Here is a 16,505-nt window from a genome sequence, read left to right on the forward strand (position 1 = left end):
GGCTAAAAGGCGGGGCCACTGGAAAGCGTGGCCTTACCCGCCAGCCGGCTTAGGCCACCGCTCCCCCCAAACAAAACAACTTCACCACAACGGGCAGTTGGTGTCGGCGGGTCCCGAGGCGCGCGGTGCAAGAATGCGTGGTGCTTCACCGCACGACGGTTTCCGGGGGGGCGGTGCGGGAGTGGCGCTTCGTCGATCTGGGCTGGCTTTTTTGGGGCGCGTGGGGTGGGGGTGGCGCTTCGTTGATTGGGTGGCGGGGTTTCGAGGCGCGCGGTGCGAGGGTGAGGTCTTGGGTGGGGCGATGTCGGTTGTCAGGGCGTTGCTTTTGCGGCTTTGACGAAAGCGTGGATGAGGGTTGGGTCTTTGATTCCCCTGCTCGATTCCACCCCCGATGACACATCAACCCCCGTCGGTCTCGCGGCCGCGATGGCTTGGGCGACTGTTTCCGGCGTCAAGCCGCCTGCGAGGAGCCAGGGGCCTTGGGGTGGGTGGGTGTGCAATGTGGACAGGTTCCAGGGGGTGCCGGAGCCCGCGGTCGGGGAGTCGAGGAGGAGGTAGTCCGCGCCCCAAGGGGTCAGGTCTGTGGTGGGGGTGTGGTGGGTGGCGCGGATGACCTTGAAGGGGGTGGCGGCGGCTTGTTCGATGGCGGCGCGAGGATAGGGGCCGTGGAGTTGGATGGCTTGGAGGCCTGCCTCGTGGGTGATGTCGAGGGCGGTGGGGGTGGGCAGGGCGGCGATGACGCCGACGGTGAGGATGGTGGGGGGGATTCGGGCGGCGAGGGTGCGGGCCTGGGTGGGGGTGACCTGGCGGGCGCTTTCGGTCAGGACGAAGCCGATGGCGTCGGCGCCCGCGGCGATGGCGGCGTCGACGTCGTCGGGGGTGCGGAGGCCGCAGACCTTCACGAACATGGGACGAGGTTATCCCCGATCGCGGAACCCCGGTGGGGGTCGGGGAGTCTGTTGCTCGTGCGTCTTACCCGGGTGGTCCGCCACCCCCTCACCGTTCTGACCGCCGGTGTGGTGGTCGCCGCCGTCGCTTTTCGGCGGGCGGTGCCGTTGGCGCTGGTGGGGGAGTTGGTCGGGTTGCTCGCGGGGTTGTTGTCGCTGCAGGTGGGGTTGCTGGTCGGGGCGGTGCTGCTGGGGGTGCGGGTGCACCGGGTGGTGGTCGGGGTCGGGCCGCGGCTGGTGGACTGGACCAGGCCGAGGCGGGTGGTGGCGGTCCGGTTGGTGCCGGTGGTGCTGTCGGTGGCGGTGAGCGCGGGGCGGGCGCCGCGGCGGTTGTGGGGCGCGGCGTTGTGTTCGGCGGTGGCCGGGGTGGTGACGGCGGTGGCGACGATGGGGGTTGGTCTGGGGTTCTCGATCGCGTGCACGGGTGCCGTGGCGTACGCGTTGGTGCCGCGGAAGCGGCCGGGGTCGACGTCGACGGGGTGGTTGTTGACGCACCTGTGGCGGCAGACCGAGGACCAGGCCGAGGACTTGGCGGCCAGGGCGGTCGACGCCGTCCAGGAGGGGGACCTGGTCACGGCTTCCGAGCTCGCGGGGGAACTGTACGACCGGCACCCCGGTGAGCGGTCGACGGCGGCGGTGCGGGCGCTGGTGTTGGAGGCGCAGGGGCGGTACGCCGAGGCGATGCTGCAGATCATGGCGATGGCGGGCGACATGGGGCAGACGCCGCGGCAGGCGGCGAGTTCGTTCGCGTCGTTGGCGGGGGCGGCGTACACGGCGATCGAGTCCGGTCAGGTGGCGCGCGAACTGGCGCTGGGGACGGCGGACCAGGCCGTGGCCGACGCGGAAACGCTGGGGTACCCGGCGTACAAGCTCAACGGGTGCCGGGCGTTGCGGGCGCTGGTGGTGGGTGAGCCGCAGGCCGCGATCCGGTTGGCGCGCTTGGCCGCCGACAGTTGCGACGACCGGCTCGGCCGCGCCGACGACTTGGCCACCCTCGCCCGCGCGCACATGGTCGCCGGTGACAACCGGGCGGCGCGCGCGGCTCTGGCCGAGGCGGAGCGGATCGTGCCGTGGTGGCCGCGGGTCGTGGAGACCAGGAAACGCCTCGACGTGGGGAAGTAGCCCGGGAAACCGTTGTGGGGGCCGCACATCAGCGGCCCCCACAACGGGTCAGGCGAGGACGACCTTGCCGAGTTCGGCGGGTGTCGCGAGTAGACCGTGCCGGGGCAGGACCCGGGCGGTCACACCGAGAGCGCCCGCGTGCGGCAGGGCCAACTCCGCGGTGTAGTGCCCATCCGAGGTCGGCTGCATCACCGCGGTCACCACGTCGCTGAGGTCGTCGGTGTCGTCGACCCGGCCGATGACGGCTTGGACCTCGACGTCCGACCCGGGCAGGCCCGCGAGGTCGACGACGGCGTTGACCCGGACGATCTCACCGATCACCGGGGAGTGGTTGTCCTCGACGGCCAGTTCGCAGGAGACGACCCGGATGCTGTGCCAGGCACCGGAAAGGCGGTCGCGGTACCCGGCGAGGTCCTTGGCGACCTGGAAGTCGTCCGCTTGGGCCAACGCGCCCGCCGCACCCGCGGGCGCGTAGGACGTCTCGACGTACTCGCGGACCATGCGGGTCGCCTGGATGCGCGGACCGAGCGACGACAGGGTGTGCCGGACCATGCTCATCCAGCGGGTCGGCACGCCTTCGGGGTCCCGGTCGTAGTACAGCGGGGCCACCTGGGAGCCCAGCAACTCGTAGAGGGCGGCGGCTTCGAGGTCGTCGCGGCGGACGGGGTCGGTGACGCCGTCCGCGGTGGGGATGGCCCACCCGTTGCTGCCGTCGTAGAACTCGTCCCACCAACCGTCGCGAATGGACAGGTTGAGGCCACCGTTGAGGGCGGCCTTCATGCCGGACGTGCCGCAGGCCTCCAACGGGCGCATGGGGTTGTTCAGCCAGACGTCGCAACCCCAGTAGAGGTAGCGGGCCATGGACATGTCGTAGTCCGGCAGGAACACGATCCGGTGGCGCACGCCCGCGTCGTCGGCGAAGCGGACGATCTGCTGGATCAGCGCCTTGCCGCCGTCGTCGGCCGGGTGCGACTTGCCCGCGACGACCAACTGGACCGGGCGTTGCGGGTGCAGCAGCAGCGCGCGCAGCCGCTCGGCGTCGCGCAGCATCAGGGTCAGCCGCTTGTACGTCGGCACCCGCCGGGCGAAGCCGACGGTCAGCACGTTCGGGTCGAACACCGACCCGGTCCAGCCCAGTTCCAGCGCCGACGCGCCGCGCTGCAGCCAGGCGGCCCGGACCCGCTTGCGGATCTCGTCGACCAGCCGCTGCCGCAGCGCGCAGCGCAGCTCCCACAGGTGGCCGTCGCCGACCGAGGGGTCGACACCCTGGTAGCCCTCGTCCGTCGGGTCGCCGATGACCGCGGTGATCTCGCGGGCCGCCCAGGTGGGGCCGTGCACGCCGTTGGTGACCGAGGTGATCGGGACCTCGCCGGTGTCGAACCCGGGCCACAGGCCGCCGAACATGTCCCGGCTGACCGCGCCGTGCAGCCGGGACACGCCGTTGGCGCGCTGCGCCAGCCGCAGACCCATGTGGGCCATGTTGAACATGCCCGGGTTCTCCTCGGCGCCCAGCGCCAGCACCCGGCGCAGGTCGATGCCGGGCAGCAGCGAGCCGTCGCCGAAGTAGTGCCGCACCAGGTCGACCGGGAACCGGTCGATGCCCGCCGGGACGGGGGTGTGCGTGGTGAACACGGTGCCCGCGCGGACCGCGGACAGCGCCTGGTCGAAGTCGAGGCCCTGCCCGGAGGTCAGCTCGCGCAGCCGCTCCAGGCCGAGGAACCCGGCGTGTCCCTCGTTGGTGTGGAACACCTCCGGCTGCGGGGTGCCGGTCAGCTCGCAGTACGTGCGCACCGCGCGGACCCCGCCGACCCCGGCCAGGATCTCCTGCCGGATGCGGTGGTCCTGGTCGCCGCCGTAGAGCCGGTCGGTGACGCCGCGCAGGTCGTCGGCGTTCTCCTCGATGTCGGAGTCGAGCAGCAGCAGCGGCACCCGGCCGACCTGGGCCCGCCAGATCCGCGCGCGCAGCACCCGGCCGCCGGGCATCGCCACGTGCACCAGGATCGGCGCCCCGGACGGCTCGGTCAGCGGTTCCAGCGGCAGCCCGGTCGGGTCGATCACCGGGTAGTGCTCGACCTGCCAGCCGTCGAGCGAGAGCGACTGCCGGAAGTACCCGGAGCGGTAGAGCAGGCCGACGCCGATCAGCGGGACGCCCAGGTCGGAGGCCGCTTTGAGGTGGTCGCCCGCGAGCACCCCCAGGCCACCGGAGTAGTTGGGCAGCGCCTCGGTGACGCCGAACTCCATCGAGAAGTAGGCGATGGAGCCGGGCAGCCTGCTGCCGTTGCCCCCGGTGTCGTGCCGCTGGTACCAGCGCGGCTCACCGAGGTAGCGGCGCAGGTCGTCGGACACCTCGCCGACCCTGGCCAGGAACCCCTCGTCGGCGGCCAGCCGCTCCAGCCGCTCGGCGGGGACCTGGGCCAGCAGGTGCAGCGGGTCGCCGCCGACCTGCTCCCAGACGTCCCGGTCGACGTCGGCGAACAGGTCCTGGGTGGGCGGGTGCCAGGTCCACCGGAGGTTGGTGGCGAGCACACCGAGGTCGGCGAGCGGGGCGGGCAGCCCGGCGCGGACGGTGAATCGACGTACGGCTTTCACGGACTCCGACCCTACTGGCCTGCCTGGATCGAGCAAGCCGTGCCAACCCGCCGCGCAGGCCCGCGCCGATGATTCCGCAGGTCAGCGGCCGGTTGATCAGTCGATACTGGTCGGATAGCCGCCGGGCCCGGCAGACCACTCACCCGGTCGACTCCGCCGATCGGGTGACCACACAGGACTGAAACGCGGGCGAAACACCCGCGTCAGCCCCAGGACGGTTCCCGTTGGCCGCGAGCGGGTACACACCGTGCGGTCCCCGCGAGCGCCGCCGGCGCGGGGCTGCCGACGCGTACTACCAGAGTGCCCCGGTCGTGGTCGCTCCCCCGCCCGGGTGGGTGGGATCGGCCCGCGCACGGCAGACTGGGGACAAGCACCCGCGACGGAGAGGAGCCTGACCGGTGAGCGGTCGGCTTGGCATCGATGACGTGTCCCCGGTCGTGTCCTGCGGTCGGTACCCGGGCAAAGCCGTTGTGGGCGAACACATCCCGGTGCGCGCGACGGTGTGGCGGGAGGGGCACGACGCGGTCGCGGCGACGGTGGCCTGGCGCGGCCCGCACGACGCGAAGGCGCGGCGGACCCGGATGCTCCCCGACGGCCTCGAACCGGACCGCTGGGTGGTCGACATCGTGCCGGACACCGAGGGCCTGTGGACCTTCCGGGTGGACGCGTGGAGCGACCCGTGGTCGACGTGGGTGCACACGGTCGAGGTGAAGGTGGCCGCCGGGCAGCAGGCCGACGAGCTCGGCAACGACCTGGAGACCGGGGCGCGGCTGCTGGAGCGGGTCGGTCGCAGGCCGGACCGCTCGGCCGAGCGCAAGCTGCTCGTGTCGGCGGCGCGGGCGCTGCGCGACGAGTCGACGCCGCTGTCCGCGCGGATCGCCGAGGCGCTGTCCGACTCGGCGCGGCGGGTGATGACCGAGCACCCGGTGCGCGAGCTGGTCACCAAGGGCAAGCCGGTGCAGTTGTGGGTGGACCGCAAGGCCGCGCTGTACGGGTCGTGGTATGAGTTCTTCCCGCGTTCCACCGGTGGTCTGGACACCGAGGGCAAGCCGGTGCACGGCACGTTCAAGACCGCGACCGCGGAACTGGACCGGGTCGCGGCGATGGGCTTCGACATCGTCTACCTGCCACCGATTCACCCGATTGGTGAGGAAAACCGCAAGGGCCCCAACAACACCGTGCACGCCGAACCGGGCGACGTCGGCTCCACCTGGGCGATCGGCTCCGCCGACGGCGGCCACGACGCGATCCACCCCCGGTTGGGGACCTTCGACGACTTCCGGGCGTTCGTGGCCCGCGCGCGCGAGCTGGACCTGGAGGTGGCGCTGGACCTGGCGCTGCAGTGCGCGCCGGACCACCCGTGGGTGATCAAGCACCCGGACTGGTTCACCACCCGCCCGGACGGCACGATCGCGTACGCGGAGAACCCGCCGAAGAAGTACCAGGACATCTACCCGGTCAACTTCGACAACGACCCGGAGGGCCTCTACGCCGAGGTGCTGCGGGTGGTGCTGCTGTGGGCGGAGCAGGGGGTGCGGGTGTTCCGAGTGGACAACCCGCACACGAAGCCGCCGGACTTCTGGGAGTGGTTGATCCGGCAGGTCAAGGCGGTGGCGCCGGACGTGCTGTTCCTGTCCGAGGCGTTCACCCGGCCCGCGCGGCTCTACGGGTTGGCCAAGCTCGGCTTCACCCAGTCGTACACGTACTTCACCTGGCGCACCGGCAAACAGGAGTTGGCGGAGTTCGGCGCGGAGCTGGTGGCGCACGCGCACGAGGCGCGGCCGAACCTGTTCGTCAACACGCCGGACATCCTGCACGAGTCGCTGCAGGTGGGCGGCCCGGCGATGTTCGCGATCCGGGCGGCGCTGGCCGCGACGATGGCGCCGAGCTGGGGCGTGTACTCGGGTTACGAGCTCTACGAGCACGAGCCGGTGCGGCCGGGCAGCGAGGAGTACCTGGATTCGGAGAAGTACGAACTCCGACCGCGCGACTACGCGGGCGCGCTCGCCCAGGGCCGTTCGCTGCAGCCGTGGCTGACCCGGCTGAACGCGATCCGGCGGGCGCACCCGGCGCTGCAGCAGTTGCGGACGCTGCGGTTCCAACACGTGGACAACGACGCGCTGATCGCCTACAGCAAGACCGACCCGGCGACCGGGGACACGGTGGTCGTCGTGGTCACGCTGGACCCGAGCGCGCCGCAGGAGGGCACGCTGTGGCTCGACTTGGCGGGCCTCGGCCTGAACCCGGACACGACGCACCTGGCCTACGACGAGGTGACCGGGCAGACCTGGCGGTGGGGTGGGGCGAACTACGTCCGGCTCGACCCGTGGGCGTCGGTCGCGCACATCGTCCACATCCGACGGTAGTCGCCCGGATCGCGTAGATCGTCCCACCACCTGGGAACAGGTGGCCGCGCACGGGCGTGGATCACCGCCGAACCGGGTACCCCAGTCCATGGCGGGTTGATCCACCCTGGGTGCCACCCGGCACGACCGCCCACACTGGACAGTCGGGTCCGGTGTGCCCACGGGGGTGTTGGCGGGAGGCGACGCGGTGCGGGCAACCAGTACGGACGTATCGCTGGAAAACGTGGTACGCATTGCGCTGTACCGGTTGTACTGAGCGCGGCCGGGACACGCGACGGTGGGAAACACGGCGGACACACGGCGACAGGGCGAGAACGAATGACGGTTCAGGACACCACCGCGCCCGACGCGGCGCTGGGACTCGAGGGCATCCCGCACACCGGCGAGGGGGTGACCGCCGACGGTCACCTCACCGAGCCGCAGGCCGGGGACTTCCACCACGCGCGATCAGCGCCGCCGCAGGCGCAGTGGTACAAGAGCGCGGTCTTCTACGAGGTGCTCGTCCGGGCGTTCAACGACTCCGACGGCAACGGCACGGGTGATCTGCGCGGCCTGGCCGACAAGCTGGACTACCTGCAGTGGCTGGGCGTCGACTGCCTGTGGCTGCCGCCGTTCTACGCGTCGCCGCTGCGCGACGGCGGCTACGACATCTCCGACTTCCGCGCGGTGCTGCCCGAGTTCGGCACCGTCGACGACTTCAGCTACCTGCTCGACCAGGCGCACCGGCGCGGCATCCGGGTGATCACCGACCTGGTGCTCAACCACACCTCCGACGCGCACCCGTGGTTCCAGGAGTCGCGGCAGCACCCGGACGGCCCGTACGGCGACTTCTACGTCTGGTCGGACACCGATGATCGGTACGCGGACGCGCGGATCATCTTCGTGGACACCGAGACCTCCAACTGGACCTACGACCCGGTGCGCGGCCAGTTCTACTGGCACCGGTTCTTCTCCCACCAACCGGACCTCAACTACGAGAACCCGGAAGTCCAGGACGCGATGCTCGACGTGCTGCGGTTCTGGCTGGACATCGGCATCGACGGGTTCCGCCTCGACGCCGTGCCCTACCTCTTCGAGGAAGAGGGCACCAACTGCGAGAACCTGCCGCGCACGCACGAGTTCCTCAAACGCTGCCGCAAGGTCGTCGACGACGAGTTCCCCGGCCGCGTGCTGCTGGCCGAGGCGAACCAGTGGCCCGCGGACGTCGTCGAGTACTTCGGCGACCCGGGCGCCGGCGGCGACGAGTGCCACATGGCCTTCCACTTCCCACTGATGCCCCGCATCTTCATGGCCGTCCGCCGCGAGTCCCGCTTCCCCATCTCGGAGATCCTGGCCCAGACCCCGTCGATCCCCACCGGCGCCCAATGGGGGATCTTCCTGCGCAACCACGACGAGCTGACCCTGGAAATGGTCACCGACGAGGAGCGCGACTACATGTACACCGAGTACGCCAAAGACCCGCGGATGAAGGCGAACATCGGCATCCGCCGCCGCCTCGCCCCCCTGCTCGACAACGACCGCAACCAGCAGGAACTGTTCACCGCGCTGCTGCTGTCGCTGCCGGGCTCGCCGGTGCTCTACTACGGCGACGAGATCGGCATGGGCGACAACATCTGGCTCGGCGACCGCGACGCCGTGCGCACCCCGATGCAGTGGTCACCCGACCGCAACGCCGGATTCTCCCGCTGCGACCCGGGACGGCTGTACCTGCCGACGATCGCCGACCCGGTCTACGGGTTCCAGGCGGTCAACGTCGAAGCGCACATGAACAACCCGTCCTCACTGCTGCACTGGACCCGGCGCATGCTGCAGGTCCGCACCGAGCACCCGGCGTTCGGACTGGGCGACTTCGTGGAGTTGGGGTCGTCGAACCCGAGCGTGCTGGCGTACCTGCGCACCCACGACGACGACGTCGTGATCTGCGTGAACAACCTGTCCCGGTTTCCCCAACCGGTGGAGTTGCACCTTTCCGAGCACGATGGGTGTGTCCCGGTCGAGCTGACCGGCGGGGTCCGGTTCCCGGCCATCGGTGAGCTGCCGTACCTGCTGACCCTGCCCGGCCACGGCTTCTACTGGTTCCAGATCACCCGACCACACGAGGAGGGCGAGCCCCAGTGACCACCCGACCCCTGCCCGCCGTCGACTCGCTCAGCGCCGACCTGGCGACCTGGCTGCCCGAGCAGCGCTGGTTCGCGGCCAAGGGGCGGGCCGTCGGCGGTGTGCGGGTGGAGCGGGTGGCGGTCGTCATCGACGGTGACCCCGCGCTGGTGCACGTGCTGCTCGACGCCGACGGCGAGCGCTACCAACTGCTGCTCGGCGTGGGCGCCGAGGTGCCCGAGCACCTGCGCGGCTCGGTGATCGGCAGGCTCGACGACGGCTCGCGCGCCTACGACGCGGCGCACGACGCCGAGCTGATGAGCAGGCTGCCCGAGCTGTTCGCGGCGCACTCGCAGGCCGGCGGCCTGGACTGGCAACCCGAGCCGGGGGTGCGAATCCCGATCGGCCAGCGGGCGCGGCCGATCGGGGTGGAGCAGTCGAACACCTCGATCGTCTTCGGCGAGCACTTCATCCTGAAGCTGTACCGGCGGCCCGCGCCCGGCCGGAACCGCGACGTCGACCTGCACCGGGCATTGGCCCGCGCGGGCAGCGGCCAGGTGGCCGAGCCGGTCGCGGTGCTCAGCAACGAGAACACCGTGCTCGGGTTCGCCCAGCGGTTCCTCGGCGACGCCGCCGAGGGCTGGGCGACCGCCACCGCCAGCGTGCGCGGCCTGCTCGCCGAGGCGGACGTGACCGGTGTCGAGGTGTCCGCGGGCGAGGCGGGCGGCGACTTCGCGGGCGAGGCGCACCGGTTGGGCGCCGCGGTGGCCCACGTGCACGCCGACCTGGCGACCGCGCTGGGCACCGGCTCGGTCGACGCGGCGGCGATGGCCGACGGCGCCGACGAGATGCACGGCAGGCTGGACGCGCTGCTCACCGAGGTGCCCGAGCTGGCGGCGCACGAGGCGACGCTGCGGGCGGCGTTCGACGCGGTGCGCGACCTGCCCGCCACCCGGGTCCAGCACACCCACGGCGACCTGCACCTCGGTCAGGTGCTGCGCACCACCGCGGGCTGGGTGCTGATCGACTTCGAGGGCGAGCCGGACGCGCCGGTCACCGAGCGCGGCCGCACCCGCTCCCCGCTGCGCGACGTGGCCGGGATGCTCCGGTCGTTCGACTACGCGGCCCTGCACCTGCTGGCCGGGGAGGACCCGGACGAGCAGCGGCTGGCCAGGGCCGCCCAGTGGGCCGACCGCAACCGGGCCGCGTTCTGCGACGGGTACGCCACCGTCGGCCAGGACCCGCGCGCGGAATCGGCGCTGCTGCGGGCGTTCGAGCTGGACAAGGCGGTCTACGAGGTCGGCTACGAGCACCGCAACCGGCCGGACTGGCTGCCGATCCCGCTGGCCGCCATCAACCGGGTGACCGCCACCCGGTAGGGCGAGCTTTTAACCGGCCGGGGTTCCGGGTATTTCCCCGGAGTGGTTAGCCTGATCGAGTTGGCTCGTTCGCGGTGTGGGCTTGATCGTGGGTAAGGGATTGTCGGGAGACCGGACCAGGATCGGGGTGAACGCGGTGCGAATCGCGGATGTCTTGCGGGACAAGGGCTCTGGCGTGGCCACGGTCGATCCGCAAGCTCGGGTCGGCGACGTGGTCACCACGCTCGACCGGCACAACGTCGGCGCGCTGGTTGTCGTCGACGGCGGGCGGGTGGTGGGCATCGTGTCCGAACGGGACGTTGTACGGGGGTTGGCCCGGCGCGGTCCGGCCCTGTTGGCCGACCCGGTCACCGACATCATGACCGCCGAGGTCACCACCTGCGCGCCGGGCGACACGGTCGACAGCCTCGCCGCGACCATGACCGAGCGCCGGATCCGACACCTGCCGGTCATCGACGGCGGTGAGCTCGCGGGCATCGTCAGCATCGGCGATGTCGTGAAAAGCCACATCAGCACGCTGGAAGCCGACCGCGACCAGCTCCAGTCCTACATTTCCCAGGGTTGATTCCTCTTGGTTGACGAGATCGAGCGGCTGATCGCAGGCGCGCACCACGACCCCCACTCGCTGCTCGGCGTGCACCCCACCGGCCAGGGCGGGGCGGTGGTCCGCGCGCTGCGGCCCAACGCCAAGTCCGTCGCCGTGATCGCGGGCGGCGAACGCTTCGAGATGGACGAGATCGCCGACTCCGTGTACGCGGTCGACCTCGCCCGGGTGCCCGGCGAGTACCTGCTGGAGGTCGACTACGGCGCCGGGCCGGAACTGGTCGAAGACCCGTACCGCTGGCTGCCCACCCTGGGCGAGCTGGACCTGCACCTGTTCGCCGAGGGCCGCCACGAGCGGCTCTGGGAGGTGCTCGGGGCGCACGTGCGGTCCTACGAGACGCCCGGCGGGGTGGTCGAGGGGACGTCGTTCGCGGTGTGGGCGCCGACCGCGCGCGGAGTCCGGGTGTGCGGCGACTTCGACGGCTGGGACGGCCGGGCGAACCCGATGCGGTCGCTGGGCTCGTCCGGGGTGTGGGAGGTGTTCCTGCCCGGGGTGACCCCGGGGACCCGGTACAAGTTCCGCGTGCACGGCGCCGACGGCTCGTGGCACGAGAAGGCCGACCCGCTGGCGTTCGCCACCGAGATCCCGCCTGCCACCGCCTCCGTCGTGTCCACTTCGGACTACCAGTGGCGGGACGCCGAGTGGCTGGTCCGCCGGGACGCGACCACCTGGAGCCAGGCGCCGATGAGCGTCTACGAGGTGCACCTCGGGTCGTGGCGGCAAGGGCTCGGCTACCGGGAACTGGCCGACCAGCTCGGCGACTACCTGGCCGAGCACAACTTCACCCACGTCGAGCTGCTGCCGGTGGCCGAGCACCCGTTCGGCGGCTCGTGGGGCTACCAGGTCACCTCGTACTTCGCGCCGACGGCCCGGTTCGGCTCGCCGGACGAGTTCCGGCACTTCGTGGACGAGCTGCACCGGCGCGACATCGGCGTGCTGATGGACTGGGTGCCCGCGCACTTCCCGCGCGACTCGTGGGCGCTGGCCCGGTTCGACGGCGGCCCGCTCTACGAGCACGGCGACCCGCGCCGCGGCGAGCAGCCGGACTGGGGCACCCTGGTGTTCGACTTCGGCCGGGCCGAGGTGCGCAACTTCCTGGTCGCCAACGCGCTGTACTGGATCGAGGAGTTCCACGTCGACGGCCTGCGGGTGGACGCGGTCGCCTCGATGCTCTACCTGGACTACTCCCGCGGCGACGGCGAGTGGGCGCCCAACGAGCACGGCGGCCGGGAGAACCTGGACGCGGTCCGGTTCCTGCAGGAGCTGAACGCGACCGTCTACAAGCACCACCCGGGCACCCTGATGGTCGCCGAGGAGTCCACCGCGTGGCCGGGGGTGACCAGGCCGACGCACCTGGGTGGCCTCGGGTTCGGCTTCAAGTGGAACATGGGCTGGATGCACGACACGCTCAGCTACATCGGGCACGACCCGGTGCACCGCTCGTACCACCACAACGAGGTCACCTTCTCGCTGGTGTACGCGTGGAGCGAGAACTTCGTGCTGCCGCTGTCGCACGACGAGGTGGTGCACGGCAAGGGCTCGCTGTGGACCAGGATGCCCGGCGACGACTGGAACAAGGCGGCCGGTCTGCGCGCGCTGCTGGCGTTCATGTGGGCGCACCCCGGCAAGCAACTGCTGTTCATGGGCGGCGAGTTCGGCCAGGTGCGCGAGTGGTCGGAGTCGCGGTCGCTGGACTGGGAGCTCACCGAGAACCCGCTGCACCAAGGGGTGCGTTCGCTGGTTCGCGACCTCAACGCGGTCTACCGCGAGCAGCCCGCGCTCTACCTCGACGACACCCGCCCCGAGGGCTTCTCCTGGGTCGACGCGAACGACTCGGCGGGCAACGTGCTCAGCTTCCTGCGCCAGGGCGGCGACACCGAACTGCTGTGCGTGGCCAACTTCTCCGGTTCGCCGCACCACGACTACCGGGTCGGCGTGCCGCACACCGGCCGCTGGCGGGAGATCGTCAACACCGACGCCGAGTCCTACGGCGGCTCCGGGGTCGGCAACCTGGGCTCGGTGATCGCCACCGATGCGCACTGGCACGGCAGGCAGGCCTCGCTGGTCCTGCAGCTACCGCCGCAGGGCGTCGTGTGGCTGGTCCGCGAGGACACCCCCGAAACGGTCATCGACGACCAGATCGGTCGGTGATCGCGCGTTGACCGGCCGGTCAACGGCGGTCCGGGGCGGGGCTGGGGCAGACTGGTCGACGTGCGCACGCATATCCGACGGAGGCCGCGCCCGCTCGTGGCCGTCCTGGTGGCCGTGACCGCCCTGCTCGGCGGCACGCTGGCCGGGTGCACCACGACCGTCGCCGGTCAGCCGGTCGGCCAGGGCTCGGTGGTGGCCAAGGGCGACCAGGGGCAGGGCAGCGGGGTCGACCCGTCGTTCGTGCACAACGGCGACGGCGGGGAGATCGACCGGCTGGCCGCCACCGTGGTCACCGACGTCCAGGACTACTGGCGGCAGACCTTCCCCGGCACCTTCGGCAAGCAGTTCGACGACCTCAAGGGCGGCTTCTACTCGGTCGACACGGCCGACGAGCAGGCGCCGACCCCGCCGTGCGCGCAGCACGCGTCCGACGTGGAGGGCAACGCGTTCTACTGCCCGGAGTCGGACATGATCGCCTGGGACCGGTCGGCGCTGCTGCCGGTGCTGCGCGACCGGTTCGGCGAGGCGTCGGTGATGCTGGTGCTCGCGCACGAGATGGGCCACGCGGTGCAGGAGCGCACCGGCAGCGGCGCCAAGGAGCGCAAGGCGGACCCGGCCAAGTACCCGACGATCCTGATCGAGGCGATGGCCGACTGCTACGCGGGCTCGTTCGTGCGCTGGGTGGTGGACGGGAAGGCGGCGCACCTGTCCATCGCGAAGGAGAAGCTGGACCAGGCGGTGGAGTCGCTGATCAGCTTCCGCGACCCGATCGGCACCGAGCAGGGCGACCGCGGCGCGCACGGCGACGCGTTCGACCGGGTCTCGGCCTTCCAGGACGGCTACGAGCAGGGCGTCAAGCTGTGCTCGCAGATGACGGTGACCAACCGGGTGTTCACGCTGACCGGGTTCCTCTCGGCCGGCGACCAGGCCAGCGGCGGCAACCTGAAGTTCAGCGAGATCCTCGACTCGATCACCGACGGCCTCAACACGTACTTCGGCGGCGTGGTCACCTCGGCGGGCAAGCAGTGGGCGGCGCCCGCGATGAAGAAGGACACCGGCCTGCCGACCTGCGAGGGCGGCAAGCAGGGCCCGGTGGCGTTCTGCCCGGCCGACAAGGCGGTGGACGTGGACACGGCCAAGGAGCTCCCCAAGATCCACACCGACATCGGCGACTTCGCCACCGCCACCCTGGTCGCCAGCCGCTGGGCGCTGGCCACCCGGGCCGCGCTGGGGCAGCCGCTGGACGGGCCGCAGGCGCAGCAGGCGGTGGTGTGCCTGTCCGGTGCGTACACCGGGTCGCTGTTCAACGCCACCCAGAAGTTCCTCTCCCCCGGCGACCTCGACGAGGCCGTCCAGGTCCTCCTCGACTACGACTACGCGGCCCGCGACATCAAGGGCGCCGCCACCGCCGCCGGGTTCGACCGGGTTCGGGCGTTCCGCACCGGGTTCACGCAGAGTGCCAAGGGGTGCGCTGCTTCGTGACTTAGGGCGAACCGCGCCCACCCCGCCCGACCCCCGGCTACCCTGCACCCGCGAGATCCGGTTCGAGGCTAGGGGTCAAGTGGTGCGGGTTGTGGGTGCGCGGACGCGGGTCGCGGTAGCTCTGGCTTTGGCGGTGGGTCTGCTCGGTGGCTGCGGCGGCACCCCGGTGACCGGTCGCCCCCGCGGCGTCGGCGACATCGACGCCGGGACGGCGGCGGGCATCCCGGTGAACAACAACGGCCCGTCCGGTCCGCGCCGGGGCGCCCCGGACGCCACCCTGCCGGTGGAGAACGCCGACGGCGGCACCATGGACAAACTGGCCGTCAACGCCCTCTCGGACATCTACGACTACTGGTCCGAGCGGATGCCCGCCGACTTCGACGGCCAGCAGTTCGCCCCGATCAAGCGGCTCGCGTCCTACGACTCCAAGGGCGCCGCGATCAAGCTGTGCGGCCAGAGCACCGCGGACCTGGTCAACGCCTTCTACTGCAACGCCGACGACAGCGTCGCCTGGGACCGCGGTGTGCTGCTGCCGATGCTGAACAAGCAGTTCGGCCCGATGTCGGTGGTGGCGGTGCTGGCGCACGAGATGGGCCACGCCGTGCAGTTCCGCCTCGGCGCCAAGAGCAACATCACCCAGAACACCCCCACGATCATCAAGGAACAACAGGCCGACTGCTACGCGGGCGGTTTCTTCCGCTGGGTCGCGGAGGGCAAGGCCAAGCACTTCGACATCAACACCGGCACCGGCCTCAACCACGTCCTGGCGACGATGTTCTTCATCCGCGACCCCGCGGGCCTGTCCGCGAGTAAGCAAGGGGCCCACGGCCTCGCTTTCGACCGCGTCTTCGCCTTCCAGGCAGGTTTCTCCGAGGGCCCCACCCGCTGCGCCCGGATGAACCAGGACGAGATCAACAGCCGCGTCGCCGAGAAGGAACGCACCGAAGCCGAAATGGAAACCTCCCACAACGGCGACGTGCAGTTCGACAGCAAGAAGGTCCAAGACCTCCTGAAGACCAGCCTCGACGAAGCTCTTAGTCAGACCAACAACCAGAAGCCCCCCACCATCAGCTACACCGGCGCCACCTGCCCCCAGGGCAAGTCCACCCCGCCAGTGTCGTTCTGCCAGGCCGACAACACCATCGCGATCGACGCCAAGACCATGGAAAAGATCGCCACCCCACCCAAAAAGGGCCAGGAACCCGGCGTCGACGGCGCAGGCATCGGCGACTTCGCCGCCTTCGCCGAAATCGCCTCCCGCTACTCCCTCGCCATCCAAAAATCGGTCGGCGCCCCCCTCGACGGCGACAAAACCGGCCTCCGCACCGCCTGCCTCACCGGCGCCTGGGCCAAGTTCACCGACCTCAGCGGAAACGCAACGGAAAGCAAACTCCGCCTAGCCGTCGGCGACCTGGACGAAGCGGTCGCCGAACTCCTCCAAGACACCAGCCTCATCGCCGCCGACGTCAACGGCAAACAGGTCCCCTCCGGCTTCGCCCGCGTAGAATCCTTCCGCATCGGCTTCTACGAAGGCGACAAAGGCTGCGCCACCCAATTCAGCTAGCCCTCCACCCCCACCCCGCCACCCAACAAACCACCGCACCACAACCCACCACGACCAACCCGCACCGCGCACCCAAAAAAGACCACGCCAAATCGACAAGGCGCCACTCTTGCACCGCGCGCCTCGGGACCCGCCGATCCCAACCGCCCGTTGTGGTGAAGTTGTTTTGTTTGGGGGAAGCGGTGGCCTAAGCCGGCAGGCGGG

General features: G+C 70.9%; 10 protein-coding genes. 8 read left to right on the forward strand and 2 right to left on the reverse strand.

The features are described 5' to 3' along the window. Positions 1 to 311: 311 nt before the first annotated feature. A complete protein-coding gene (locus H504_RS0126110) occupies positions 312 to 908 on the reverse strand; it encodes a phosphoribosylanthranilate isomerase (RefSeq protein ID WP_026425179.1) in 597 nt (198 codons plus the stop codon). Between the two features lie 51 nt (positions 909 to 959). Here H504_RS0126110 and H504_RS0126115 point away from each other — a divergent pair, with 51 nt between their 5' ends. Next, entirely contained in the window at positions 960 to 2,069 is a 1,110-nt protein-coding gene (locus H504_RS0126115) for a hypothetical protein (protein ID WP_157440643.1), read from the forward strand. Positions 2,070 to 2,117: 48 nt separating this feature from the next. Here the strand turns inward: H504_RS0126115 and glgP are convergent, their stop codons facing one another. After that, positions 2,118 to 4,658: an alpha-glucan family phosphorylase gene (gene glgP / locus H504_RS0126120; protein WP_026425181.1), complete on the reverse strand. Its 2,541-nt coding sequence runs from the start codon at positions 4,656 to 4,658 to the stop codon at positions 2,118 to 2,120. Positions 4,659 to 5,056: 398 nt separating this feature from the next. Here glgP and H504_RS0126125 point away from each other — a divergent pair, with 398 nt between their 5' ends. The 7 genes from H504_RS0126125 to H504_RS0126155 all read left to right on the forward strand — a co-directional run bounded on the left by H504_RS0126125 (position 5,057) and on the right by H504_RS0126155 (position 16,301). After that, entirely contained in the window at positions 5,057 to 7,024 is a 1,968-nt protein-coding gene (locus H504_RS0126125) for an alpha-1,4-glucan--maltose-1-phosphate maltosyltransferase (protein WP_026425182.1), read from the forward strand. A gap of 318 nt (positions 7,025 to 7,342) precedes the next feature. Next, on the forward strand, positions 7,343 to 9,142 hold the full coding sequence (gene treS / locus H504_RS0126130; RefSeq protein ID WP_026425183.1) for a maltose alpha-D-glucosyltransferase: 1,800 nt from the start codon (positions 7,343 to 7,345) through the stop codon (positions 9,140 to 9,142). Next, a complete protein-coding gene (locus tag H504_RS0126135) occupies positions 9,139 to 10,500 on the forward strand; it encodes a maltokinase N-terminal cap-like domain-containing protein (RefSeq protein ID WP_026425184.1) in 1,362 nt (453 codons plus the stop codon). Before treS ends, H504_RS0126135 begins: the two co-directional genes overlap by 4 nt. Before the next feature lie 136 nt (positions 10,501 to 10,636). Beyond that, positions 10,637 to 11,065 carry a CBS domain-containing protein gene (locus tag H504_RS0126140; protein WP_026425185.1) on the forward strand — a complete coding sequence of 143 codons (429 nt, stop codon included), beginning with the start codon at positions 10,637 to 10,639 and terminating at the stop codon, positions 11,063 to 11,065. Positions 11,066 to 11,071: 6 nt separating this feature from the next. After that, positions 11,072 to 13,255 carry a 1,4-alpha-glucan branching protein GlgB gene (gene glgB / locus H504_RS37080; protein ID WP_051386284.1) on the forward strand — a complete coding sequence of 728 codons (2,184 nt, stop codon included), beginning with the start codon at positions 11,072 to 11,074 and terminating at the stop codon, positions 13,253 to 13,255. A gap of 60 nt (positions 13,256 to 13,315) precedes the next feature. Next, positions 13,316 to 14,737, forward strand: a complete 1,422-nt coding sequence (locus tag H504_RS37085; protein WP_245614463.1) for a neutral zinc metallopeptidase — start codon at positions 13,316 to 13,318, stop codon at positions 14,735 to 14,737. Positions 14,738 to 14,828: 91 nt separating this feature from the next. Next, entirely contained in the window at positions 14,829 to 16,301 is a 1,473-nt protein-coding gene (locus H504_RS0126155; RefSeq protein WP_026425186.1) for a neutral zinc metallopeptidase, read from the forward strand. Positions 16,302 to 16,505: the final 204 nt, after the last annotated feature.

This window comes from Actinokineospora inagensis DSM 44258 (assembly GCF_000482865.1).
Taxonomy (GTDB): domain Bacteria; phylum Actinomycetota; class Actinomycetes; order Mycobacteriales; family Pseudonocardiaceae; genus Actinokineospora; species Actinokineospora inagensis.